This is a genomic window from Enterococcus sp. AMC1251, from assembly GCF_058216535.1.
In genome coordinates this window covers 1,143,017-1,168,105 of sequence record NZ_CM177098.1, presented here as the reverse complement: position 1 = coordinate 1,168,105, position 25,089 = coordinate 1,143,017, and the positions used below count along the sequence as shown (strand labels likewise).

General features: G+C 33.6%; 23 protein-coding genes and 1 CRISPR repeat array. Of the genes, 7 read left to right on the top strand and 16 right to left on the bottom strand.

All coding sequences use genetic code 11. The features are described 5' to 3' along the window. Positions 1-73: 73 nt before the first annotated feature. From secG to AC4BBR_RS05355, 9 genes are all read right to left on the bottom strand, one after another. Positions 74-310 carry a preprotein translocase subunit SecG gene (secG, locus tag AC4BBR_RS05395; protein ID WP_490461532.1) on the bottom strand — a complete coding sequence of 79 codons (237 nt, stop codon included), beginning with the start codon at positions 308-310 and terminating at the stop codon, positions 74-76. A gap of 152 nt (positions 311-462) precedes the next feature. Further along, the gene (locus AC4BBR_RS05390; RefSeq protein ID WP_490461531.1) at positions 463-738 is read right to left on the bottom strand and encodes a GNAT family N-acetyltransferase; all 276 of its coding nucleotides are present in this window, start codon (positions 736-738) and stop codon (positions 463-465) included. A gap of 5 nt (positions 739-743) precedes the next feature. Continuing rightward, positions 744-1,013 (bottom strand): (4Fe-4S)-binding protein, encoded by a 270-nt coding sequence (locus AC4BBR_RS05385; RefSeq protein ID WP_490461530.1) that lies wholly within the window; start codon positions 1,011-1,013, stop codon positions 744-746. A 117-nt stretch (positions 1,014-1,130) separates the two neighbouring features. After that, a complete protein-coding gene (locus AC4BBR_RS05380; RefSeq protein ID WP_490461529.1) occupies positions 1,131-2,921 on the bottom strand; it encodes a heavy metal translocating P-type ATPase in 1,791 nt (596 codons plus the stop codon). A gap of 162 nt (positions 2,922-3,083) precedes the next feature. Continuing rightward, on the bottom strand, positions 3,084-5,552 hold the full coding sequence (locus AC4BBR_RS05375) for an HAD-IC family P-type ATPase (RefSeq protein WP_490461528.1): 2,469 nt from the start codon (positions 5,550-5,552) through the stop codon (positions 3,084-3,086). 167 nt (positions 5,553-5,719) lie between these two features. Beyond that, positions 5,720-6,300: direct repeats of the CRISPR family, unit length 34 nt; unit sequence ATTTCAATCCACTCACTCCATATTAGAGTGAGAC. A gap of 197 nt (positions 6,301-6,497) precedes the next feature. Continuing rightward, entirely contained in the window at positions 6,498-7,325 is an 828-nt protein-coding gene (nadE, locus tag AC4BBR_RS05370; protein ID WP_490461527.1) for an NAD(+) synthase, read from the bottom strand. Between the two features lie 15 nt (positions 7,326-7,340). Continuing rightward, positions 7,341-8,813: a nicotinate phosphoribosyltransferase gene (locus AC4BBR_RS05365; protein ID WP_490461526.1), complete on the bottom strand. Its 1,473-nt coding sequence runs from the start codon at positions 8,811-8,813 to the stop codon at positions 7,341-7,343. Positions 8,814-8,890: 77 nt separating this feature from the next. Further along, positions 8,891-9,301: a GtrA family protein gene (locus tag AC4BBR_RS05360; RefSeq protein ID WP_490462074.1), complete on the bottom strand. Its 411-nt coding sequence runs from the start codon at positions 9,299-9,301 to the stop codon at positions 8,891-8,893. A gap of 116 nt (positions 9,302-9,417) precedes the next feature. Further along, positions 9,418-10,050, bottom strand: coding sequence for a response regulator (locus tag AC4BBR_RS05355; protein ID WP_490461525.1), 633 nt, complete (start codon positions 10,048-10,050; stop codon positions 9,418-9,420). A 511-nt stretch (positions 10,051-10,561) separates the two neighbouring features. Here AC4BBR_RS05355 and AC4BBR_RS05350 point away from each other — a divergent pair. From AC4BBR_RS05350 to AC4BBR_RS05340, 3 genes are read left to right on the top strand one after another with little or no spacing between them, the layout of a single operon-like run. Further along, complete coding sequence (locus AC4BBR_RS05350) at positions 10,562-11,494, top strand: ABC transporter ATP-binding protein (protein WP_490461524.1); 933 nt, start codon at positions 10,562-10,564, stop codon at positions 11,492-11,494. A 14-nt stretch (positions 11,495-11,508) separates the two neighbouring features. Further along, positions 11,509-12,657 carry an ABC transporter permease gene (locus AC4BBR_RS05345; protein WP_490461523.1) on the top strand — a complete coding sequence of 383 codons (1,149 nt, stop codon included), beginning with the start codon at positions 11,509-11,511 and terminating at the stop codon, positions 12,655-12,657. Further along, on the top strand, positions 12,644-13,831 hold the full coding sequence (locus tag AC4BBR_RS05340) for an ABC transporter permease (RefSeq protein WP_490461522.1): 1,188 nt from the start codon (positions 12,644-12,646) through the stop codon (positions 13,829-13,831). The genes AC4BBR_RS05345 and AC4BBR_RS05340 overlap by 14 nt, the downstream gene beginning before the upstream one ends. Positions 13,832-13,882: 51 nt before the next feature. Here the strand turns inward: AC4BBR_RS05340 and AC4BBR_RS05335 are convergent, their stop codons facing one another. Beyond that, on the bottom strand, positions 13,883-14,239 hold the full coding sequence (locus tag AC4BBR_RS05335) for a DUF1827 family protein (protein ID WP_490461521.1): 357 nt from the start codon (positions 14,237-14,239) through the stop codon (positions 13,883-13,885). A gap of 186 nt (positions 14,240-14,425) precedes the next feature. On the opposite strand from AC4BBR_RS05335, the gene AC4BBR_RS05330 reads away from it, so the two are divergent. Beyond that, entirely contained in the window at positions 14,426-15,184 is a 759-nt protein-coding gene (locus tag AC4BBR_RS05330) for a MerR family transcriptional regulator (protein ID WP_490461520.1), read from the top strand. A gap of 92 nt (positions 15,185-15,276) precedes the next feature. Here the strand turns inward: AC4BBR_RS05330 and AC4BBR_RS05325 are convergent, their stop codons facing one another. Together AC4BBR_RS05325 and AC4BBR_RS05320 are read right to left on the bottom strand one after the other, a co-directional pair. After that, on the bottom strand, positions 15,277-15,918 hold the full coding sequence (locus tag AC4BBR_RS05325) for a hypothetical protein (protein ID WP_490461519.1): 642 nt from the start codon (positions 15,916-15,918) through the stop codon (positions 15,277-15,279). Positions 15,919-16,022: 104 nt separating this feature from the next. After that, the gene (locus AC4BBR_RS05320; RefSeq protein ID WP_490461518.1) at positions 16,023-16,877 is read right to left on the bottom strand and encodes a Cof-type HAD-IIB family hydrolase; all 855 of its coding nucleotides are present in this window, start codon (positions 16,875-16,877) and stop codon (positions 16,023-16,025) included. A 230-nt stretch (positions 16,878-17,107) separates the two neighbouring features. On the opposite strand from AC4BBR_RS05320, the gene AC4BBR_RS05315 reads away from it, so the two are divergent. After that, the gene (locus AC4BBR_RS05315; protein WP_490461517.1) at positions 17,108-17,857 is read left to right on the top strand and encodes a TraX family protein; all 750 of its coding nucleotides are present in this window, start codon (positions 17,108-17,110) and stop codon (positions 17,855-17,857) included. 184 nt (positions 17,858-18,041) lie between these two features. On the opposite strand, the gene AC4BBR_RS05310 is transcribed toward AC4BBR_RS05315, so the two are convergent. The 3 genes from AC4BBR_RS05310 to groES form a co-directional block, all read right to left on the bottom strand. Next, positions 18,042-20,729: a putative mucin/carbohydrate-binding domain-containing protein gene (locus AC4BBR_RS05310; RefSeq protein WP_490461516.1), complete on the bottom strand. Its 2,688-nt coding sequence runs from the start codon at positions 20,727-20,729 to the stop codon at positions 18,042-18,044. A 451-nt stretch (positions 20,730-21,180) separates the two neighbouring features. Continuing rightward, entirely contained in the window at positions 21,181-22,809 is a 1,629-nt protein-coding gene (gene groL, locus AC4BBR_RS05305; protein WP_490461515.1) for a chaperonin GroEL, read from the bottom strand. A gap of 63 nt (positions 22,810-22,872) precedes the next feature. Next, entirely contained in the window at positions 22,873-23,157 is a 285-nt protein-coding gene (gene groES / locus AC4BBR_RS05300) for a co-chaperone GroES (protein ID WP_490461514.1), read from the bottom strand. A 222-nt stretch (positions 23,158-23,379) separates the two neighbouring features. Between groES and AC4BBR_RS05295 the strand changes: the two genes are divergently transcribed. Both AC4BBR_RS05295 and AC4BBR_RS05290 read left to right on the top strand, forming a co-directional pair. After that, the gene (locus tag AC4BBR_RS05295; protein WP_490461513.1) at positions 23,380-23,562 is read left to right on the top strand and encodes a hypothetical protein; all 183 of its coding nucleotides are present in this window, start codon (positions 23,380-23,382) and stop codon (positions 23,560-23,562) included. Positions 23,563-23,649: 87 nt separating this feature from the next. After that, positions 23,650-24,318 carry a CPBP family intramembrane glutamic endopeptidase gene (locus tag AC4BBR_RS05290; RefSeq protein WP_490462073.1) on the top strand — a complete coding sequence of 223 codons (669 nt, stop codon included), beginning with the start codon at positions 23,650-23,652 and terminating at the stop codon, positions 24,316-24,318. Between the two features lie 63 nt (positions 24,319-24,381). On the opposite strand, the gene AC4BBR_RS05285 is transcribed toward AC4BBR_RS05290, so the two are convergent. Further along, positions 24,382-25,047, bottom strand: coding sequence for a redox-sensing transcriptional repressor Rex (locus tag AC4BBR_RS05285; RefSeq protein WP_490461512.1), 666 nt, complete (start codon positions 25,045-25,047; stop codon positions 24,382-24,384). Positions 25,048-25,089 lie beyond the last annotated feature (42 nt).

The window sequence follows — 25,089 nt, the reverse complement described above, 5'->3', positions numbered from 1 at the left end:
CTTATCATTGATGATTATTTCATATTTTTTTAAAGAAAAAAAGCCCCTCAGTAAATGAGAGACTTAAAAGATCTTACTTTGATGATAATAAAACTAAAATAAATAATAGTAACATCCACACAGCACCGATAACCGCTGTAGCACGTTGCATAACAGCTTCAAATCCGCGTGCTTTTTGTTTACCAAAAAGTTTATCAGCACCACCAGTAAATGCACTTGCTGCACTGTTTTGTTTACTTGGCTGCATCATAACGGCAATAACCATCACAACTGAAAGGATGATTACAAGTGTTAAAATAAAACTATACATAGTCTAATTCTCCTTTATTCACAAAATACATCTATTATACTTTAGCATATTTTCTATTCAATTACTAGTTCTATTTAAATAACTTTGGCCTTTTCATTGTATATTAGAAAAAAAGTGATTTGTACTTATTTGAATAATCAAAAATCATTTTTTTATTTTCTTAAAACATCACTATATTCAGGTTTTGCATCAAATTCTTTTTTAGCAAACGGACATAGCGGAATAATTTTTTTGCCTTCACGCCGTGCTTTCTCTACTCCGTTAAATACTAATTTCTCAGCTAACTTTTTTCCCCTGTATGTCGGATCAACAAATGTATGGTCAATGATCATCATTTTGTCCCCAGCATTTGACCAAGTCATTTCACCAATTTCTTGATGCGCATCATTAAATAAGACAAAGCGATCTTGTTCCTCTTTGATTTCCATAGTTATTATTCTTCCTTTCGAATATATTTTAAAGCACCACTCGGACAAGTATCAATTATGCGAATATCCTCTTCGATGCTAGCATTATCAGCAATAATCCATGGTCGACGTCCTACTTCAAAAACATCTGGATTGCCGAAAACACAGTTACCAATATGAGCACAAATATCTTTGCTATAATAAATATCTAAACCCTTGCCTGAATATTTACGATACCCTTGTGCTAGGAGCATTTCTTCCGTTACGTTTTTATGATTTATTTTGCTTCCATTCATTTGATTTCCTCCTGATTTTCAACGTGTATTCGTTTCAACCTATTGATTCTAACAATTTGAATACATAGTTGCAACTATCTGTTCTCCAGGTATTATTGCTAAAAATTGAGATTATTCTCAATCATTTTTTGCCCGTAAAGAAGATAAGATAGAAACAGTATCCACCACTTCTTGTAAAACTGCACCAAATAAAGCCGGGATGACGCCTGTGCTTGCTATTAACATCAAGACCGTACAAATCGTAATACCAATCAAAACAGATTGTTTAGCAATTTTCATAGTATCTTTCGAAATTTCTACTGCTGTGCTAACTTTTTTTAAATCATCTTTCAATATCACTGCATCAGCTGTTTCACTCGCCGCAGTGGCTCCATGAGCCCCCATGGCAATTCCAACATCTGCAATAGTTAAGGAAGGAGCATCATTTACACCATCTCCAACCATGATTATTGGTCGTTTAGACTCAGAAATCTTCTTCAGGACATCAATTTTGTCTTGAGGTAAACATTCCGCATGTACTTCTGTAATTCCAACTTCTTTTGCGATATCATCTGCAACTTTTTGACGATCACCAGTCAACATCAATAAGTGATCAACATTTAGCTTTCTTAATTGCTCCATTGTTTCGTTAGCTTCTGGACGAATACTATCAGTAAAGGTAATATAGCCTAAATATTGTCCATCTTGAGAAATATAAACAATCGTTTGATCTGCTACTTCTCTAATTTTTTGTTGTGAAACAAAAGCTGGTTTTCCAACACGAATCACTTTCCCGTCAATTGTTGCTGTGACACCAGCACCTGTTATCTCTTCTAAATTTGAAACCTTTTTTAAACTTTCTGGCGAAGAAACGTAAGCTACAAGAGAACGAGCTAATATGTGACTGGATTCTTGTTCCGCACTCGCAGCTAGCACTAACAATTCTGTTGCTGGACATCCACTCTCAGAAACAATCTTATCCACGGATAAAGATCCTTTCGTAATGGTTCCTGTTTTATCAAAGGCTACTGATTTAGCTCCCGCCATTTTTTCCAACGTAGTTCCTGTTTTTACTATAATCCCATTTCTGCTAGAACGACTCATTCCAGCAACCAAGGCGATCGGCGCAGCTAATATTAGCGGGCAGGGCGATGCCACAACCAATACTTCTGCAAATCTAGTTGGCTCTTTTGAAATAAACCAAGCCAATCCTGCGATCACATACGCTGTGATTGTAAAGGGCACTGCATAACGATCAGCCATCCGTACAAAATGAGCAGGTTGTTCTTTTGACTCTTTCACTAGTTTCACGATTGTTTGATATTGGCTATCAGATGCACTTTTTTCCGCTATCATCGTAAATGAACTGTCACCATTAATTGAACCAGACATCACTGAGTCATCTGTTTTTTTATCTACAGGGCGTGATTCTCCAGTTAAGGAAGATTCATCAAGCGTTGATGCCCCAGTTGTAACACATCCATCAACTGGAACAATTTCTCCTGGTTTTACAACAAGTTGATCACCTATACTAACCTTTTCTACTGTAATATCTGTTAGCTTGCCAAATTTAAGTAAATGTGCTTTTTGAGGTGAATTATCCAGCAACGATTTCAATTCTTTGTTAGCTTTTTTAGCTGCATAATCTTCAAGAGAATCACCACCTGTCAACATGATTAAAATCATCAAACTTGCCCAGTATTGACCAACTGCTAATGTTGCAACGATTGCCGTAATTGCTAAAATATCTACACCATATTTGCCAGACTTTAATGTTTTTATCATCTCAATCAACATCGAAAATGCCATTATGGAACCTGTAATGACAATGATTCCGTATGCCAATGTCGCTTGATGAAAAGTAAATTCAAATAATAACGCTAAAATCCCCGTTACAATCGTAATAATCAATTTTGTCAAATGTTTCATTTATACTACTCCTTTTGAAAATTTTCTTTCTCTATTAAGATTACTCTTAGTTAAAGAAATAACAAAGGTAAAACACTTAAATGAAAATGATTGTCATTCTTTGATAAACTTTTTTCTACTAAAAAAAGTTAGGATACGCTATCACCCTAACTTTTTGTAGACCTAAATCACTCGTTTTTTCTTCTTGATCCTTCTATTTTCTTTCCATTTTTCAAACTCATATAACGCTCTCGTCATAAATAATGATATATAGTTGAAAATAGATCTGCTACCAAGAATCAATGGTAAATAGAATAGAACATTTCTTGTAAATAGTGACGTCAACATAAAGAAATCGCCCAAGAATAGAAAACAAGCAAGAAACGCAATCAATAAAAGACCAATCATGATTTGTTTTTTCAAATCCAATGGTCGAGCAGCTCTCAGTAACACTTGAAATCCTACACAACCGGTAAGCAGCACACACATTGTAGAAATATCTTGTTGAGATAAATTAAACCAAATGCCCGCCAATTGCAATACTAAAATATTAAAAACAGCCGTTAACGCTCCAGGTACTGAAATTCGTAATATATTCGTTAAAAAGTGCCCTTTAATTCGTTGATAATTTGGTTCTAACGCTAAAATAAACGAAGGGATTCCGACCGTTAACGTATTGATTGGTGTTAGTTGTAACGGTGCAAACGGATATGGCAAGAATAGAAAGATAAACGTTACTGCAAGAACCGCAGAATAAATCGTTTTTACCATATACATTGATGCAACCCGTTCGATATTATTGATGACCCTACGCCCTTCATTCAATACTTGGATCATTGAACTAAAATCAGAATTCAATAAAACAACATCCGACACTGCTCGGGCAGCATCACTTCCACTAGCCATTGCCACACTAACATCAGCTTCTCTTAACGAAAGAATGTCATTGACACCATCACCTGTCATACACGTCGTATGTCCGTTTTGTTTCAAAGCTTGGATTAGCTCTCTTTTTTGATAGGGTGTTACTCGACCAAATACAGTCGTATTTTCAACCATTTCATTAAAGTTTGCCGAATCAGAAATGGTACTCATATCTATAAAATTTTCTGCCCCAGCGATTCCCGCTTGCTTAGCTATTTGTGACACCGTGATCGGATTATCACCTGAAATAACTTTTAGCGTGACATCTTGCTTTGTAAAATAAGAAAATGTATCGACAGCATTTTCACGAATCGTATCCGCAATAATGAAAATCGCTACTGTTTCTTTCTTTTTGGGTAGCTTGTGGCCTATTAACGCGTCGGAAAAATGAACTAAAATCAAAACACGATCGCCTTGTTCATTGTAAGGCGCCAATCGTTCACGCAGTTCTTCTGGAACTTCAGAATAAATAAATTCCGGCGCTCCCATTATAAACGATCCTTTTTCTTCAAAAGTCACACCACTCCATTTTCGATCAGAAGAAAATGGAATCACTTCTTTAACCTTCCAAGAAGTTTGAGTCAATGGAAATCTCGTTCTTAAAACCTTTGCTGTTGCATTTTGATCAGATAATCCTGCCATCATCTCACCCATAGCAAGCTCGATCTCACTTGCTGGAAAACCAGCTTGTGGGATCAATTCTTTGAATGTCAAACTACCATCTGTAATAGTCCCTGTCTTATCTAAACAAATAGTATCCACTCTAGCAAGAGTTTCAATGCAGGATAGTCGTTGTATCAAGGTTTGTCGTCTAGCTAAATTAGCTGCACCTACTGCAAATGCCACACTCGTCAACAGCATCAACCCTTCTGGAATCATACTGATCAACGCACCAGAAACACCTAAAACCGTTTTTGGAAAGGATTGCGTGGACTGATATTGAGACCAAAACAGTAATAAACCAATTGGAACGATAGCAATTGTTAAGCCTTTGATCAAAAGATTAAGAGAATTCATCAGCTCAGAAGTTGATTTTTTTTCTGTTTTAGCTTCTTTCGATAATTTAGAAACAAAATTATCTTCTCCAACTGCCGTAATTTTAACAAAGCCTAACCCTGAAGTAATAAAACTACCACTCATAATTTTGTCACCATTTTGCTTTGTTATTTTATCTGATTCTCCTGTTAGTAAGGATTCATCAACTTCCATCCCTTCTGCTTGAAGCACAATGCCGTCGGAAGGGACTTGATTTCCCAACGTTAAAACTAATACATCTCCTAAAACAATTTCATCTTGAAAAATTTTAGTCAACTGATTCTCTCTTAGCGCAGTTACCTCTGTTTTATTCACAATGGATAATTTATCAATCGTCTTCTTTGCGTGAATTTCTTGGATAACACCAATGGCAGTGTTGACAATGATAATCCAGAAAAATAATGCATTTTTAGGATAGCCAACAGCGAAAACTGCAATGGCTAAAAACAAGTTAATGAAATTGAATAATGTCAACGAGTTATCTAAAATGATTTGCTTTGTTGTTCTAGCTAGATCCTCAACTTCTTTATTGATCTTCCCTTGCGCATAAAGTTGTTGTACTTCTTGATCAGATAGACCTTTAATGTCGACTGGAATGCGAATATCATTCGGCTTGATTGTTTGTGTCTTTTCATCAGATGAAAGAAAATCCTCCTTATCTATATCTCTTTTTTTTCTAAACAATTTTTTCATATTTTCATTCACCTTCTTATTTACTTATAGTTAAGCCAATTGTAGAGGAAATTATTGATTATTTCAGATAACTAGTTCAATTTTACACTTTTTTTAACCATTTGAACAAAATGAAGGTATTTTGATTTGAAATTAGAGGTAAAAAAAGAAAGGCTATTTTTTAGTCTTTCCCTTTCCACTCACTCCATATTAGAGTGAGACTGCAATTTGAAGAAGGTATGGATGATTCCATGCTTATTTCAATCCACTCACTCCATATTAGAGTGAGACAAAATACAGAAATCGGTTGGTCAGATCTTGTTAAATTTCAATCCACTCACTCCATATTAGAGTGAGACAGATCCGTGCTTTTTTCCAAATGCCAAGCTACTTGATTTCAATCCACTCACTCCATATTAGAGTGAGACGTAGCAACATTTTGGTCGGAGCGTTAGCATGTGCATTTCAATCCACTCACTCCATATTAGAGTGAGACTTTATTAGAAGTTGTGAAGAAAAAAGGAAGTAACATTTCAATCCACTCACTCCATATTAGAGTGAGACACCAAAGATGAAGCATAATCCTGCGCCTTTTCTGATTTCAATCCACTCACTCCATATTAGAGTGAGACAGCAAGTTTGGTAATCGCTGAATTTATTACTGTAAATTTCAATCCACTCACTCCATATTAGAGTGAGACAACGTTGGTAGATGAATTGACTTCGGTTGAATTTATTTCAATCCACTCACTCCATATTAGAGTGAGACTGTGAAAAAGAAGTATCATCAGTCAAAAATCACTCATGATTACTAATTTCCCACATAAAACTAAATAAACATTAATTAGAAATGAGAAAAATAATAAAATACAGTCCTTCTCTCTCTATTTTTGGGTGCGAGTCTCCTAATAATTTTATGGGCACTTAGGGTTCGCACCAAAAATTAATGACTTACTTTTCCAACTCTTATTTCCAAAAATCATCAAAAATTGAAATCGGCATGTGACGCTTATGCTGAGTCTTTTTATACCAACTTTCAATCGTTTCTTTCGCTTTATCTGATACAATGTTTCCTTCAACGTAGTCATCGATATCATCATAAGTTACGCCAAGTGCTACTTCATCTGCTACTAATGGCTTATTGTCTTCTAAATCAGCGGTCGGAATTTTCGTATATAGTGCTGCAGGTGAACCTAACTCTTTCAACAATACTTTACCTTGGCGTTTATTTAAACGGAACAACGGTAAAATATCAGCTCCACCATCTCCATATTTTGTATAAAATCCAGTAATGTTTTCAGCTGCATGATCTGTTCCAATTACAGCCCCAGCTCTTTCTCCTGCAATCGCATACTGCACAATCATTCGTTGACGAGCTTTCATATTTCCTTTAGTGAAATCACTAATAGCCACACCAGATTTTTCAAGAGAGAGAACACATTCATCAATTGCAGGTTTGATATTAACACGCAATGAAACGTCAGGTTGAATAAAATCTAAAGCTTTTTTAGCGTCCGCTTCATCCGCCTGCTCGCCATAAGGCAAACGAACAGCAACAAATTTATATTGCTCATCTCTCGTTTCCTTGCGCATCTCTTCCATCGTTAATTGAGCAAGACGTCCTGCTAATGATGAATCCTGACCTCCACTAATTCCAAGGACAAGTGTCTTTAAAAAAGGATATTTATATAAATAACTTTTCATAAAATCAATACTTTTTCGGATTTCTTCTTGTGGATCGATTTTTGGTTTTACACCTAATTCTTCAATAATTGCTTTTTGTAGCTGCTCCATAGAAAAACCTCCTATTTATTTGTCCTTACTTAAGGCTTTCACATCCACACGAACCTTTTCAAGTAAACGCATTTTATGATTCCAGCACTCAGTCGATAAGTCTACCGGGTATTTTTGTGGATTTAAATCACGCTTATATTCTTCCCAAAGTGAATCCAGATTTTCTTTTGCATAACTTTTGATTTCTTCTAAAGTAGGCATTTCATAAACTCTTTTTCCTTCAACAAATATATCCTGTAAAACGGCTCTGGCTTCAAAATCTCTGACTGTTTTATTAATAAATGTATGCACTGGATGAAACATATAAATTTCCTCTTGCTTACGAGGATCTTCATCCCATAGCGTCACATAGTCACCTTCAGATTTTTTATCTGATTTGCGCGTGATTCGCCAAACTTGTTTTTTTCCTGGAGTTGTAACTTTTTCGGCATTACTAGATAATTTGATCGTATCTTTCATTTGACCCTGTTTATCTTCAATCGAAACTAATTTAAATACAGCACCTAAAGCAGGTTGATCATAGGCCGTAATTAATTTCGTTCCAACACCCCAAACATCAATTTTTGCTTTTTGCATTTTTAAACTTAAGATCGTATTTTCATCTAGATCATTTGAAGCGTAAATCTTGGCTTCCGTATAGCCGGCTTCATCTAATTGTTCACGCACTCGTTTTGAAATATAAGCCATATCTCCACTATCAAGACGAACTCCTAGAAAATTAATTTTATTGCCCATTTCTTTTGCTACACGTATTGCACTTGGAACACCCGATTTCAAAGTGTCGTAAGTATCAACCAAAAAGACGCATTCTTCATGTGTTTTTGCATAAGCTTTAAAAGCATCATAATCGTTTCCATAAGACTGTACTAGCGAATGAGCATGGGTTCCACTAACAGGAATACCAAAAATTTTACCTGCACGCACATTACTTGTTGCATCGGCTCCGCCAATGTAGGCTGCTCGAGTTCCCCAAACAGCAGCGTCTAATTCTTGAGCACGACGGGTACCAAATTCCATCAAAGGATCTTCACCAATCACAGATTTTATTCGTGCCGCTTTTGTTGCAATCAGTGTTTGAAAATTGACCATATTCAAAAGAGCAGTTTCAATCAATTGACATTGCGCCAAAGGTCCTTCGACTTGAATCAATGGTTCATTATTAAAAACTAAATCTCCTTCTAATGCAGAACGAACGGTACATTTAAATTTGAACTCTTTTAAGTATGTCAAAAAGTCTTCGGGATATTCCGCTACCTCTCTAAGATACGCAATATCTGTATCTGTAAAAGTTAAATTTTCTAAATAATTAACTAAACGTTCCAATCCAGCAAAAATAGCATACCCATGATTAAAAGGCATTTCTCTAAAATAACATTCAAAAACAGAATGTAAGTCCGCTCTACCTAATTTCCAATATGTTTGCATCATATTGATTTGATATAAATCCGTATGTAGCGTTAAGCTATCATCATCGTATACTTTTGTCATTTCACTATACCACCCTTTTTCTGAGATTTTAGTTCCTATTATAACAAGAAAAGTGATTTTCTAAGTAGAAACTGCTTTTAAGATACTTTTTTCTTAAAAATGAAAAACTTACTGAAAAAGTAATTTAGTATAACCACAGCAACTTGGGTAATCATTTTTGCCCAAAAATCTGAAATATTCATCATTTCTATCATTAGAACCATTAAAGCCATATCAACAACAAACGATAAAACCCGGTACCAATAAAATAATAACATCTCTCTAAAAAAAGAACCAATATCCTCATGATTACTTGCAAAAACAAAATACTTATTTGTGAAAAAAGCGAATAGTACTGATAAAAACCAGCCAATTGCATTACTTATTCTATAGTCAATCCCTAATACATCTTTACAGATAAAGAAAATCACTATGTTGACCACAGTTGTTGCGACTCCAAAAATTAAATATGAAATTACTTCTTTATATCTATAAACTAATTCTTTCAACATGCACGCTTCCTTTCATTTCTCTTCTTATTTTATCAAATTTAGAATAGAAATCCTATTGATTTTGTAGCTTCTCATAATTGATTATTCGTTGATAAAAATAAAAATTTCTGGCTCTATTTCATATGAATGTTTTTATAGTAGAAAACCGCTAACTGTGTTCGATCTCTCAGTTCTAGTCTCTCTAATAAATTACTGATATAATTTCTGATCGTTCCTTCACTTAAATAAAGATGATTCGCAATTTCTTTATTATTCAATCCTTCTGCTATCAAAGATAGAATAGACAAATCTTTTTCATTGATCTTAGATTCTTTTAAACAAATTGTATTTTTATTTTGCAACAAATACGGGAGCCGCTCTATGAGAGTATGATCAAAGACTGATTGACCATTTTTGATAGCTTTAATTGATGGTACAATAGCTTCTAAATCTTGCTTTAGCAAGTAACCTTTTACACCAATTTTGAGTGTTTGAATGAGATACTCATCATCTGAAAATGTTGTTAGCAGCAAAATAGAAGCTCGCTCATCTATCGCTAAAATTTTTTTCGCTACTTCAATCCCCGTCGAATCTTTCATCTGAATATCCATCAATAAAATATCAGGTTGCAATGCTTCGTATAATTCTACAGCCTGGATTGCGCTAGCCCCTATTCCCACTACACTAATTTCGCCACTTGTTTCAACAATTGCTTTAAGTGCAGTAGTTACTAATAAATCATTATCTACAACCAATAATCGAATCACTTTTTATACCCCTTTGATTTGGCAAAATAGCAAATACCGAAAGAACAACTTCTTTTCGTCTATAGCTCAATTTGCCCCCTAATTTTTCCATTCTCTCTTGCGTACCAACCAACCTGATTCCAGTTTCAGTTAAGTATACGTCTTTCCTTAAAGTTCTATTATCTTCGATCGTCCTTTTATAAAAAACTGGGTGATTCTAAAAAAATCATCACTTTGTCAGCATTACTGTGTCTCTAAACATTTGATAGCAATTCTTTAATTACCATGATGCAAACAAGTTTCTATTCTTTACTGACTCATTCTAAAAAAGCTTCATTTATTTATACCTAATGATGTTCATTCTTTGCGTAATACTTTCTCAAAGCTGATTTAAAGAGATTACCAATTTTTCATCTTCTCCAATTTCTCCACTTATATGACAAATGTCACATCGATATAGGAAAATATTCACTTATATCTTATGACGATTTGGTCTATAGTTCTATTATAAAGAAAAAAAGGAGAATTTCATATGATAATCGAAATAAATGATTTAGTAAAACATTATGGTAATTTAACAGCATTGAATCACTTTAATTTACAAGTAAAACAAGGAGATATTTTAGGACTACTTGGACCTAATGGTTGTGGAAAATCAACAGCGATTAATTGCATGCTCTCACTCTTATCACATGACAAAGGTGAAATCAAACTCTTTGGTGAAAAAATGTCTCCCACTCGCTACGACATAAAAAAACGGATTGGTGTTGTACCACAGGAAGTCGCTGTTTTTGATGAACTGACAGTAATTGAGAATATAGATTATTACTGTGGCCTATATATCCAGGATAAAGCAACTAAAAAAAAGTACGTTGCTGAAGTAGTCACCTTAGTTGGTTTGGAAGATTTCATCACTTTCCTACCAAAAAAATTAAGTGGCGGACTAAAGCGCAGACTTAATATTGCATGTGGCATTGTTCATAAACCAGAACTTATCTTTTTAGATGAACCTACCGTTGCAGTAGATCCCCAAAGTCGTAACAAAATTTTAGACAGCATTAAAGAACTGAATCGCATGGGAGCAACCATTGTCTATACAACTCACTATATGGAGGAAGTAGAGCAATTATGCAATCATATTGTGATTGTCGAAAAAGGTCAAGTCATAGCAGAAGGTACCAAGGAACAACTAAAGGGGATGATCAAAATCAATGAGAAAATCGTGATCGAAATTCCTAATTTCCCTTCAGCTGTTAAAGAAGAATTACTACAACTTTCTGGCATTATCGATATCACATATGACAATGTTTTCGCAACCCTAAATACTGAAAAAAACAAAACAGTCTTTACTCAAGTATTAAATATCTTGGAAGAAAATAGAATTTCATTTGGTAATTTTTATACCCAACAACCCACACTTAATGATGTCTTTTTAGAGATAACCGGCAGAAAATTAAGGGATTAGAAAGGAGACATCGTATGTTTTTACATTTATATTATTATCGATTAAAGATTCAATTAAAAAATAAAGTTTTATTATTTTGGTCCTTGGTTTTCCCGCTGCTCTTAGGTTTATTTTTTACGGCTGCCTTTAGTAATCTAGATACCATTAACTTAATTAAAAAAATTCCAGTTGGGATCGTGACTCAAGGACAAATTTCAGACCAAAACACTGACTTATTTTTGAACACTTTAAACGAAACCAAAAACAATGATCAAAAAATGTTTGTTCCGGTGGTTATTTCAAAAGAAAAGGCGACTAAACAGTTGCTCAATGATAAAATTGCTGGTTACTATACTTTAACCAACGATGATATAACTCTAACAGTCAGCAAGCAAACCGTTCAGCAAAATGTCTTAGATTCTTTTATGAATCAATTTTTGCAAAGCAAAGCGACCTTGAATACATTACAAAAAGAAAATCCAGCTCTGTTAGCCTCAGCAATTACAGAAAAAATCGGGAAAATAACAAATTATATTTCTATTGATCGAGCTACTGCTTCAAAAGGTAGCCAGAAAAGCTTTTATTTCTTTACTTTGATCGGAATGAGCTGCATGTTCGGTATGTTCTGGGGAATCAATAATGCCAATGATGAACAAGCGAATCAGTCAGCTAATGGCATCCGTTTAAGTATGACACCTAAAAACAAATTATTTATTGTTCTAACAAATTTGACTTCTTCATTTACGCTATTTATTGTTGAAATCTTCTTTATCTTAGGTTTTTTCCATTTTATTTATGGTGTAGATTTTGGCTCTCGCTGGTTATTGATTTTATTAACTTGTGCATTAACTGTTCTTACTGCACTTTCGTTGGGTGTTTTATTCGGGAATATCCTAAAAGTGCCTTTGAATCAAAAAATTTCCCTTGCTGTAACGTTTCAAATGATTTGCAGTTTTCTAGCTGGAATGATGTCTCCTGATATCAAACTTTTAATCAATCAGTATATTCCTTGGCTCAATGCAGTCAATCCAGTTAATCTTGTTAGTGAGGCTTTATATAAGCTTTATTACTATAAGAATATTGACAGCTTTTACAATAATCTACTTAGCTTGAGTACATTGACAATAATCTTTATCGTAGCTAGTGTTATTTACGAAAGGAGAGTGCAATATGTCAGTCTTTAATGCTACTTTTGGTATTCTAAAGAAAAATTTAGGAACATTGATTCTTGCATTAGGAATCAGTTTAGGGATTTCTTTCGCTTATTCCGGTTCTTATTCACCTAACTCTACTGCATCTGAACTTGAGAAGATGAATATCGTTATTTTTAATAAAGATCACGGCGATATGGCAAAACAGCTGGAAACTTACTTAAAACAAACAATGAATGTCCGTTCATTAAAAGACACACAAGAAGCAATCGATGACGCTTTATTTTTTGGAAAAGTTGATTATGTGTTAACTATTCCTACGTCATTCTCTCAAAGTATTAAACAAAAACAGCAGCCAAACTTGACAATCCAAGTAAAGCCTGACAGTTTTAACCAAATATATATTGATTCAGTCATTAATAACTATTTGACTACGTATCAATTCTATCAAGAAGCCTTTCCAGATAAAACGGAGGCTGAAATCATCAAGTTAACGACAACAAATCTTGCAACAGTGGGAAATGTTAATTTTTCTTCTTCTTATGATCAATCAAACAAAAATACAGCAACAGGAAAAGTTTTTGGTGTATTGGCATATACCATGTTTATGACTATTTTCAGCGCAATCACTTTAGTTAGCTTAGCATTTAATCGTAAAGAAATTAAACATAGAAATAACTGTTCACCCATTTCCAAGCGTGCATTTTCTCGTCAACAGTTGATTGTGCAGCTCGGATTTTGTATAGTAATTTGGGCAGTCTTTGTCAGTCTCATTCTTTTGGTCACGAAAAGTAGTTTTGATCAGCATAGTGCGTATTTTATTTTGAACACATTACTTCTATTCATTGTTGCTGTGTCTTTTAGTAATCTAATTGGCGGAATTATCAGTAATCCAGATATGATTTCTGGAATCAATAATGTGTTTATTCTAGGTAGTTCTTTTGTTAGTGGTGTATTTGTACCTGCAGAAATTTTACCTGATATTGTCACAAAAGTGGCTTCTTTTACACCAACCTATTGGTATATGAGGAATTGCACACTGATTGGAAATACAAGACAATTCAACAATGATTTTTATACTAATATTCAATTCAATACACTTATTTTATTGATTTTTACTTTCAGCTTTTTCTTATTAGCAATGGTAATAAAAAAAGAACATCATGGTTTAAAATTTAGCATCAAAAAATCAGCTAGCAACAGTTAAAGAATCCCCTCTAGAAAAAGCTGCTGTTCAGCTTTTTCTAGAGGGGTATTGTTATGAAGGATCGACACTTTTTTGAATTACAATGATATCTTTTCTAGGCGCACTAAAAGAATACCCTTTTTGTTGCATTTCATTTTTAACACCAACATGAACCATTACTTTTTCTCTAGTTGTATTTAAAAGTTTTTTGATTACATAATCAATTTCTTTTTTGCTAATCTTCTTTTTAGTATTGATCATAATAATATCTATCTTATCAAATGCCTCAGCGTAGACAATTTGAGTACGGTCTAGTGCATATAATTTAAAAAATTTAATTGCTTTTGTGCCAAATACAAACTTAGTGATATTTGGATAAAAATATTCTAAATCTAAATTTCTGTTGATTGGTGTCTCAATTAATTTCATTCGCTTAACCCCTTTTTTATACCCTAAATCTTGATCACATCATATAAAAATTTTACTCTTTCATTGACTTTTTGTAAATCAAAATATGAGTTTTCATAAAAAAGAAAAAATATGTTATGCTATAAAAAACGCTTGACCTTCACGTTAAGTAAAGGTTTATACTATTTTCATACAGGAGGAAAACAGATGGACTACACAATCAAAAAAGTTGCTGAACTATCCGGAATCAGCACTCGAACATTACGTTATTATGATGAAATTGATCTTTTAAAACCAGCGCGAATCAACTCCTCTGGTTACCGAATTTACGGAACAAAAGAAATCGATAAGCTGCAGCAAATTCTTTTTTACCGTTCAATGGATTTGAAATTAGAACAGATCCAAAAATTATTAAACACGCAAAACTATGATTCTAAACGCGCGTTACAGAATCATCATCGACAATTATTGGAAAAGCGCCGGCAGATCGATCATCTGATCCTCACTGTAGAAAGAACATTACGCTATCAAAAAGGAGAAATAATAATGACTGACAAAGAAAAGTTTATAGGATTCAAACAAGAAAAACTACAAGAAAATGAACAAATATACGGTAAAGAAATCCGAGAAAAATATGGGAAAAAAACAGTGAATTTATCCAATAAAAAATGGTTGAATCTAAGTGAAGAAGACTTTAGTAAAATGGAAATTGCTGAAAAAGAAATGTTTGAAGCGTTAAAAATTGTGATGGACACCAAAGAATATCATTCAAAAATAGCTGAAACTGTATTTTTAAAGCATAAAGAATGGCTACATTTCACTTCACCTGTCTATTCAACTGAAATGCACATAGGATTAGGACAAATGTATGTTGGTGATGAGCGATTTACTGCTTACTACGATAAACAAGCAGGTGCTTCCGCTGCTCAAACACTAAATTTAATTATTCAAAATTTCGCAAAATAGAGAAATAAAAAGAAGCTGGGATGCAATATTTCCCAGCCTCCTATTTAAAAGCAGTAACAATTTTAACATTCAAGCTATCGACATTATTTATTCTAATTACTAAAATACCCGAAGAATGCAAGCCCTAATAAAACCAGAAATAATGTCGTTACAATTGCTGATTTAAGTCTTTGTTTTCTGCGTTTCATAATAAAATTAGCATTCTTTAACAGCTCTTGTTTATAACTAGCAGCATACTTAATTTGCGTGATATCATAATAAAAAAATTGTAGTGGCTGCTCCAATATTTTCTTGTCTAACTCTTCAGTGAAGCCTACTAATAGTGTATATTGTCTGATTTTTGATGGAAAGTTTCTGGAGTTTTTCTTTTTCAATTTTATAAATAGCTCCTGATCATCTAAAAAGTAATACGCTTGATCATCTTCTTGAACTTCAATCGATTCCATTCTCTGAAACTCAGTCGGCAATTTCTCTTGAATTTGCTGATAATACGCTTCAAAAGCCTCCACACGTAAATAACGAAGAAGGTAGACAACCAATCCTATCTCAATTAAAAATAACAGTACCAGCAACATTCTAACAATTGTTTCGGATAAACCCATTCCAAAAATCGTTATCAACATGAACGCAAGCAGACTGAATACATACCTTTGATAATGTCTCATATATAATTGCCTAACACCCGATTGATAATACTCTAAATCATGGTCGATATTCTCTTTTATTTCTTTCATTGTTACTCCTCCAAATTTAAAAGTCTATTGCCTAAGTATGCCATTTTATCAAAAATATTTATTTTTATTTTATCCTATACAATTATCAATGACAAACTACATTTTCAATTTTTGATAATTTCTTCAAAAATGAATTTGCCGACCCCACCATCTAGACAATCATCGATAATTACCTGACACTTCTCTTTCACAATTTTTTTAGCATTCCCTACTGCAACTGGAATATCTACAACTTCCAACATGGCTAAATCATTTTCACCATCGCCGATACCATAACTACGCGCATCAGGGTAATTTTTCATAAACTCTTTAATTGCATTCCCTTTACTACTATTGGGATTAACGATTTCTAAGCATTGTATAAATGAAGAAAAAACATCAGCTGACTCACTACTCAATAATTCACGCAATTTTTCGTGCTCCTCATCACTTGCTTCCATCAATTCTATTTTCATCACTTTTAATTCAGGATGCTCAGTTAAATAAGTAAGTGGCTCTCCTACATGCTGACATTGCTCTTTAAAGAAAGATTCTTTAAAATCCATAATCTGTTTACCTGTCTGACCCATTGTTTCAAGCTTTTTTCTTAATGCTAAAATATTTGTTTTATAATTTTCAACTGGTTTCAAAATGATTCCTTCATTTGTATGGATATGATAAAAAATATTTCGTGCTTCTAAAATAGCGATGACCCTTTCGCATTCAGCTAGTGATAAACAATGATTAAACTGAATGGGTTTACCAACTAATTTACATCCGCCACCATTACTAAAAATAACATCGCATTCTCTTTCTAGTTCAGCCATTAATTCTGTCAACTGTGCATAACCACGCCCACTAATAAAAACAAAATGATCGCCCTGATTTTGTAAAGCATAAATCGCTTCATAATTGATCTGTGGGACTTCTCCGCCTATATCCTGAAATGTTCCATCTATATCACAAAAAACAATATTCATTGTCTAAACTCCTTTTCCTTATTGATTCATTATTTTTTTGCTCTTTACTTTATAAAAAGAGAGAGACATTTTTATTTCAACTATTTGAGTATAGCATAAAATTCTACTTTAATTTGTATCTTTTATCAGAGTTTTATTTCCTCACTGTTAAAATCAAATTTGTTAATACAAGGTTTTTAAAATATGATAAAATGAACTATCTGAGTAATATATTGTAAGGAGGAAAATGATTGGAAAACAAGCGCTTTTTCTCAGGTAGTCAACTAAAATGGCTGGCTATTATTGCTATGCTGCTAGATCATACTGCAAAAATTATTTCTTTTCAATCTTTTTTAACGTTATCTGTTCCCTATTCAGTTGAACCTAACCTTACTCATCTGATTGAATCGAGTCAAACTGTTTTTCCTATATTCATCATGATTGGAAGACTCGCTTTCCCTATATTCTGTTTTTTACTCGTAGAAGGGTTTATTCATACTTCGAATACAAAAAAATATATGATCCGTTTATTTTTATTTGCTTTAGTTTCTGAGATACCTTATGATTTAGCCTTTTCACTTCAACTAATTGATTTGGAAAATCAAAATGTCTTTTTCACCTTATTGATTGGGTTATTCGTCATTATTGGATTGGAAAAGTTAAAGAATCATTCTGTTAAAAATAACATTTTTTCTATTATAGTAGTAGGAACTGGGATTTTCTCTGCTGAGTGGTTACAAACTGATTATGGTGGATGGATTGGCGTTTTGTTGATCGTCATTTTGTATTTATTTAGAGATTTCCTCCTTTTAAAATGTATTTTCGGTGCTTTAGTTCTTTTACAAAATAGTTTGTTTGGACTAATTGCTTTTGTGCTTATCTATTTTTATAATGGCAAACGCGGAAAACAGTGGAAATATTTTTTTTATTGGTTTTATCCTGTTCATTTAGTGGTTTTGTTTAGTATTCAGCAATTTTTTATTGTACCTTATTTCACCTAAGTAATGAATAATTTAGAATAAATGTCCCGAAATTTTACAATGCCCTATAAAGGCTTTGTAAGATTTTCGGGACATTCACATATATATCCTAACTTTTTCACGCTGTTGCTTTAGAGTGTCTATTTTTTCTCAAAAACATTCCCTATTTACTTTTCTTTGTCAGCATCTTTTAAAGATTATTTTGCTAATATTCTAATCCATTCTCTGTTACTTGATACGTAATTGTCTCACTTGTTGGCAAGAGTTTTTTTACATCAGTATTTTCTATCATCAATCGATCTTTATACTCACGATGATATAACGTAACATAATCGCCTATATTCAATGTGATTTTGTCTTGCTTTGCCACATAAAATTTGTTTCCAATATACTCATTGTCATATTTTTCAAAACCCATGCGATTTCTAATAATTATCCCAGCATACTTATCAGAAAAATAAGTATGGGGCTGTCCTGATGTTGTATCGATAACTGCCGTGCGCTCATTTAGCGATAGACTTATTTTCGAGAATACTTTGTCTCCTAATCCTTTTAATGTGTATTGAAAATGAGAGCCATTATTGGGATTAGGTTGAGGTATTGACGCACTATCTGCTTCTTCTATTCCATTTTCTTTTACTTGATACGTAATCGTCTCATTTGTTGATAAGTGAGCTTTTGTATCTATATTCTCTATCATCAATCGATCTTTGTATTCACGATGATATAACGTAATATAATCACCTATATTCATTGCTACTTTATCTTGTTTTGCCGAATAATTTTTATTTCCAATATATTCATGGTTGTATTTTTCTATACCATTTCGATCGTTAATCGTTATCCCAGCATACTTATCAGAAAAATAAGTATGAGGTTTTCCTGATGTTGTATCGATAACTGCCGTGCGCTCATTTAGCGATAGACTTATTTTTGAGAACACTTTGTCTCCTAATCCTTTTAATGTGTATTGAAAATGAGAGCCATTATTGGGATTAGGTTGAGGTATTGACGCACTATCTGCTTCTTCTATTCCATTTTCTTTTACTTGATACGTAATCGTCTCATTTGTTGATAAGTGAGCTTTTGTATCTATATTCTCTATCATCAATCGATCTTTGTATTCACGATGATATAACGTAATATAATCACCTATATTCATTGCTACTTTATCTTGTTTTGCCGAATAATTTTTATTTCCAATATATTCATGGTTGTATTTTTCTATACCATTTCGATCGTTAATCGTTATCCCAGCATACTTATCAGAAAAATAAGTATGAGGTTTTCCTGATGTTGTATCGATAACTGCCGTGTGCTCATTTAGCGATAGACTTATTTTTGAGAATACTTTGTCTCCTAATCCTTTTAATGTGTATTGAAAATGAGAACCTTTATTGGGATTAGGTTGAGGTGTTGACGCACTATCTGCTTCTTCTATTCCATTTTCTTTTACTTGATACGTAATCGTCTCATTTGTTGATAAGTGAAGTTTCGTATCTGTATCCTCTATCATCAATCGATTTTTGTACTCACGATGATATAACGTAATATAATCACCTATATTCATTGTTACTTTATCTTGTTTTGCCGAATAATTTTTATTTCCAATATATTCATGGTTGTATTTTTCTACACCATTTCGATCGTTAATCGTTATCCCAGCATATTTGTCAGAAAAGTAAGTATGAGGCTTTCCTAATGCTGTATCGATAACTGCAGTATTACTATTTAACGATAAATTTATTTTCGAGAATACTTTGTCTCCTAATCCTTTTAGAACTATCTCATATGAATTTTTTTCAGGGACTTTCTCAGAATAATAAAAATCTTTCTTTTGATCAAAAATATCAGTAATTGTTAATTGAATTTGATCTCCTGCATTTATTGAAAATTTATCAGTAACACTATTTTTATACGATTGTATGGAATCAATTATTTTTAGCGTTTTGCCATTTCTATTCACTTTAATAGTTGCTTTAAATTGAGGTGTACTAGTTGATTTTAATTTCCAATCAACTGAAAATTCATTTTTAGTGTGCTTCACATTAAAACTATCTATTAAAATATCATTTATTTTAGGTTCACTTGGTTGGTTAATTTTATACGTTTTTCCTTTACCTATTGTTGAATTTTCAAAGCCACCTGCTTGTGCCCAGAAATAATCATTTGTTGCTCCACCATTCCAATTTTGATCATTGCGATGCTGATTTTCAACTTTTTGTGTATCCCAAGATACCCATCTCTTCTCTTTTAAAGATCTTCCGTAGCCATTTTTTAATTTGAAACTACGTTTATGTTGTCCTGTACCAGCCCAATCTTCTTGAAACATTGTTTGACCATATTTAAAATTTATATTGGCTACTGGAAAATCTAGTATAGCAATTTGCTTCCAGTTATTATCTGAATCTTTTACCCACTGACCTACTTTAGTGTGAGAATGTTCATTCCACGAACGTAACAACATTGTATACCATTGATTAGGTTGCCATGGATACGTAGTAGATACTTTTCTTCCTGTACCTTCTCCACCAAACCTTTCTGAAATTGACTCAGAATCTAAATATTCAGCTTTTATAGCCTCATTTGTTGAAATAGGATCCCATATAGAGAAATGAACCGTTCTTTTTCCAGATTGTTGTTGAAAACCTGCATATCCACCTGCTTCTCCTCCTTGATTCCAATTATGGACAGCCCAATAAGTATATGGTGTTGTATCCATACCACTCCAGTCAGTCATAATTATATCTGATGATTGAGAATTAGTGGGAGTTACATAAACACCAGGTGCATTTCTCGCGGCAAAAGCCACTCCTCCACCAATAGTTAAATAACAACTTACCAACAATGTTAAACCTATTATCTTAATAATAGATGTCAAGCTTTTTTTCATTAAAATTCCCCCTTTATGAATAAATTATAACAATAAGTTGTATCTAAATCAATATTCAAAAAAACATTTGTTATTTTTTAAAAATATATTCATGTTAAAGTATATATATTGTTTTTTCTTTTATTTCTTTATTACGCATTAATGTCACTCTCAGATAACAATTGATTCCTTCACCGTTAGGTAAATCTAATTGCTTGTCCTCTATTGAGCGTCCACACATTCTCACTAATTAACTAGTATCAAAATAAATGAAAAAGTGTGAAGCAAAACTAAAAATCAGTTTTGCTTCACACTTTATATTTGAATAGACAACAAGATAAACGTAACGACTCCGCCTCGCTTTGATTACATCAAAATTGAAATTCTATATTTTTGTGTCACTTTCGTGAATTTCTTCTTATTTCTCAGTTCTCGGAGCTAGACGCCTTTTATCTCAACCCAAATTAAATGTCTACATCATGCCACCCATTCCCATTGAAGGATCCATTGGCGGCATTGCAGCACTTGCTGGTTCTGGCTTATCTGCCACTACTGCTTCTGTTGTTAATAATAAGGCAGCAACAGATGCAGCATTTTGTAATGCAGAACGAGTTACTTTTGTTGGATCAACGATTCCTGCTTCAACCATATTTACCCAATCACCATTTGCAGCATTAAAACCAATGCCCAAATCGATATTTTTTAATTTATCCACGATTACTGAGCCTTCATATCCAGCATTTTCAGCAATTTGACGGATTGGTTCTTCTAATGCACGAATCACAATTTTCACACCTGTTGCTACATCACCATCAGCATCCAATTTTGCAACTTTACCAATAACATTTACTAGCGCTGTACCACCACCAGAAACCATACCTTCTTCAACAGCCGCGCGAGTAGCGTTCAAGGCATCTTCAATACGTAATTTTAATTCTTTTAATTCAGTTTCTGTTGCGGCTCCAACTTTAACAACTGCTACACCGCCAGCTAATTTCGCTAAACGTTCTTGTAATTTTTCACGATCAAAATCAGAAGTTGTTTCCGCAATTTGATTTTTAATTAATTGAACACGTGCATCAATACTTGCTTTTTCACCAGCGCCTTCAACGATTGTAGTATTGTCTTTATCAACAACCACTTTGCTTGCGTTACCAAGGTTTTCGATTGTTGTATCTTTTAATTCTAGACCTAGATCTTCTGTAATCACGGTTGCACCTGTTAAAATAGCAATATCTTCAAGCATCGCTTTACGACGATCACCAAAGCCTGGAGCTTTAACGGCAACAACATTGAATGTACCTCGGATTTTATTTAATACTAATGTTGGCAATGCTTCACCATCAACATCATCTGCAATAATCAATAATGGGCGACTTTGTTGTAAAATTTGTTCCAACAACGGTAAAATATCTTGAATGTTGGAGATTTTTTTGTCAGTAATCAAGATATACGGATTTTCTAAAGCAGCTTCCATTTTGTCATTGTCTGTCACCATATATTGAGATAAGTAACCACGATCAAACTGCATTCCTTCAACGACGTCTAATTCCGTCTCGATACCTTTTGATTCTTCAATCGTAATAACACCATCATTACCGACTTTTTCCATTGCGTCAGCAATCAACTGTCCAACACGATCAGATCCAGAAGATACAGCTGCCACTTGCGCGATGGCTTCCTTTGAATCAACAACAGTTGAAATGTTGTGTAACTCTTCAACCGCAGTTTTAGTTGCTAATTCAATCCCACGGCGGATGCCTAAGGGATTAGCACCTGCAGTAACGTTTTTCAAACCTTCGCGAACGATTGCTTGTGTTAAGACTGTTGCAGTAGTTGTTCCATCTCCTGCAATATCATTTGTTTTAGAAGCAACTTCTGAAACTAATTTCGCACCCATATTTTCAAAATGATCTTCCAATTCGATCTCTTTAGCAATCGTTACCCCATCATTTGTGATCAATGGCGAACCAAAAGATTTTTCCAAAACAACGTTACGACCTTTAGGACCTAATGTTACTTTTACTGTGTCTGCTAAAATATCTACTCCACGAAGCATTGATGCACGAGCATCTTCTGCAAATTTGATTTCTTTTGCCATAATTCCTTCACCTCAAAAATTTTATTTTTTCTATTTTAAATGTTTTTTACGTTTAAAAATGAATTACTCGACAATCGCGATGATGTCTTTACCAGAAACGATCAAATAATCATTTCCTTCATATTTAACTTCTGTACCTGAATATTTTTCAAACATGACTGTATCGCCTACTTTTACTTCGGCAGGAACTTTTGTACCGTTCTCTAAAACACGGCCTTCACCGACTGCGATAACGTTTCCTGTTTGAGGCTTTTCTTGAGCGGCAGATGCTAAGACGATGCCTCCAACTGTTTTTTCTTCTTCTTTCGCGACTTCAATAACGACGCGATCGCTTAATGGTTTTAACACAATAAATCCCTCCAAAAAAATATTTTTCTTTTTTAGCACTCTTAGTTAACGAGTGCTAACTACACTATTTATAATACTCATTTCCCTTTCGTTTTGCAAGTCTTTTGACTAAATTTATTAAATAATTGTTCAAAGAAAATAAGTTTCTTTACATGGTTCGACATATTCCTTCTCTATCTTCCATTTCATGGTAAAATAAGAACTGAAAGAGAGGCGATTGAAATGAAACAACGAATCATAGGGGCTCTTACGTCCACAGGACTTTATTTAATTATTGCCAATGTCGGGAACTTCTTTTTTGGAGTAAGTAGACGTTTTGACTGGACTACTACAATATGGGAAGCAGCATTTTTCTTCGTATTTATCTTTCTACTATTGGGATATCGCAATAATCGAAAAAAATGATAATCTGCTAAAAAAAACACTAGCTATGGTATACTTTTTATATTCTGCAATTATTGAAAGGAGTTTTCTGTTTTTATGTCTACAAATATGTCTATTAGAAAAGTAAGCTTTTTAATGCTTATTATATATGGACTCGTCTTCTTTTCTCCTTTTATCTTCAGATCCTTTTCATCTGAAGTTATAATCGGTGGTACGACGTTTACTTATATTCTAGGTGCTGGTTTGATGATTTGGCTGTATATCAAAAATAAAAAAACTGCCGTTACAATGGTAGAAAAACAAGCTACACTGACTTCCCCAGTTTTTATCTTCTTACTCGGTGTCAGTGGTATTTTTTTAGCAATGATCATCCAAGCTATTGTTTTTAGCATTGAAACAACTATTACAGGTGTTGATCCTAGTTCGCAAAATACACAAAATATTATCAAGGTTATTTTAGCGAATCCGCTATTTATTCTAGCAACAACAATTGGCGGGCCTATCATGGAAGAGTTTATTTTTCGTCGTTCTTTGATTAGTCTAACTGAAACATATACTGGATTTTGGTTCTCGGCTATTATTAGCTCCTCTTTGTTCTCTGTTATCCATCAAGATGGTCATTTTTTTGTTTACTTTTGCATGGGACTCTTTTTTGCTCTCCTTTATAAAATGACTGGTAAAATTTGGACCTCTATCATTGCCCATTGTGGAATGAATACCATCGTTGTGATCGCTCAACTTGTATTGCATTATGGAAATATTGAATTACCTAAATAAACTTAAACATAAAACCCCAGGAAGTGCATTTTCTGTAAAAATGCACTTCCTGGGGTTTTCAAATCATTCTTTTTCATCGTCAATTTCAGTATCGACTAATTCATTATCGTGATGTAAGAAGTAAATCAAGGTTTGTAGTTCATTCGTCAAATCGACATTTTGAATCAAAACATCTGTAGGTGAGACTAATCGAGCTGCCGTAAAATTCAAAATACCTTTCACTCCAGCATCTGCTAACTGACTGACAACTTCTTGGGCTTTTCTGGCTGGTAAAGTCAAAATTGCCACTTCGATTTGCTGAATACGAATCTGTTCCATCATATCTGTCATTGGATAAACCGGAATACCATCAACAATTCTACCGACAATATCGTCGTTGACATCAAAAGCGCAACTAACGCGAATACTATTGCTTTGATGAAATTTATACTTTAGTAAGGCACTTCCTAAGTTACCTACACCAATCAATGCTACATTTGTTAGTTCATCATCATTCAACGTTTTTGCAAAGAAATTCATCAGGTTCTCTACATCGTATCCATAACCACGCTTACCTAATTCACCAAAATAAGAAAAATCTCGTCGAATCGTCGCGCTATCTACCTGTACCGCTTCACTTAGTTCAGTAGATGAAACTTTATTTTTGCCTGCATCATGCAGAATTCTCAAATAACGATAATATAGGGGAAGGCGTCTTGCCGTTGCTTTTGGAATAATTTGGTCTTTCACAATCGTACCTCCAATACTCTAAATATACACAAATATCCACTT

Bases quoted from the DNA above. Each gene is read 5' to 3' on its own strand.
- secG (WP_490461532.1), bottom strand. From the start codon at position 310: ATGTATAGTTTTATTTTAACACTTGTAATCATCCTTTCAGTTGTGATG.
- AC4BBR_RS05390 (WP_490461531.1), bottom strand. From the start codon at position 738: ATGGAAATCAAAGAGGAACAAGATCGCTTTGTCTTATTTAATGATGCG.
- AC4BBR_RS05385 (WP_490461530.1), bottom strand. From the start codon at position 1,013: ATGAATGGAAGCAAAATAAATCATAAAAACGTAACGGAAGAAATGCTC.
- AC4BBR_RS05380 (WP_490461529.1), bottom strand. From the start codon at position 2,921: ATGAAACATTTGACAAAATTGATTATTACGATTGTAACGGGGATTTTA.
- AC4BBR_RS05375 (WP_490461528.1), bottom strand. From the start codon at position 5,552: ATGAAAAAATTGTTTAGAAAAAAAAGAGATATAGATAAGGAGGATTTT.
- nadE (WP_490461527.1), bottom strand. From the start codon at position 7,325: ATGGAGCAGCTACAAAAAGCAATTATTGAAGAATTAGGTGTAAAACCA.
- AC4BBR_RS05365 (WP_490461526.1), bottom strand. From the start codon at position 8,813: ATGACAAAAGTATACGATGATGATAGCTTAACGCTACATACGGATTTA.
- AC4BBR_RS05350 (WP_490461524.1), top strand. From the start codon at position 10,562: ATGATAATCGAAATAAATGATTTAGTAAAACATTATGGTAATTTAACA.
- AC4BBR_RS05345 (WP_490461523.1), top strand. From the start codon at position 11,509: ATGTTTTTACATTTATATTATTATCGATTAAAGATTCAATTAAAAAAT.
- AC4BBR_RS05340 (WP_490461522.1), top strand. From the start codon at position 12,644: ATGTCAGTCTTTAATGCTACTTTTGGTATTCTAAAGAAAAATTTAGGA.
- AC4BBR_RS05335 (WP_490461521.1), bottom strand. From the start codon at position 14,239: ATGAAATTAATTGAGACACCAATCAACAGAAATTTAGATTTAGAATAT.
- AC4BBR_RS05330 (WP_490461520.1), top strand. From the start codon at position 14,426: ATGGACTACACAATCAAAAAAGTTGCTGAACTATCCGGAATCAGCACT.
- AC4BBR_RS05325 (WP_490461519.1), bottom strand. From the start codon at position 15,918: ATGAAAGAAATAAAAGAGAATATCGACCATGATTTAGAGTATTATCAA.
- AC4BBR_RS05320 (WP_490461518.1), bottom strand. From the start codon at position 16,877: ATGAATATTGTTTTTTGTGATATAGATGGAACATTTCAGGATATAGGC.
- AC4BBR_RS05310 (WP_490461516.1), bottom strand. From the start codon at position 20,729: ATGAAAAAAAGCTTGACATCTATTATTAAGATAATAGGTTTAACATTG.
- groL (WP_490461515.1), bottom strand. From the start codon at position 22,809: ATGGCAAAAGAAATCAAATTTGCAGAAGATGCTCGTGCATCAATGCTT.
- AC4BBR_RS05295 (WP_490461513.1), top strand. From the start codon at position 23,380: ATGAAACAACGAATCATAGGGGCTCTTACGTCCACAGGACTTTATTTA.
- AC4BBR_RS05290 (WP_490462073.1), top strand. From the start codon at position 23,650: ATGTCTATTAGAAAAGTAAGCTTTTTAATGCTTATTATATATGGACTC.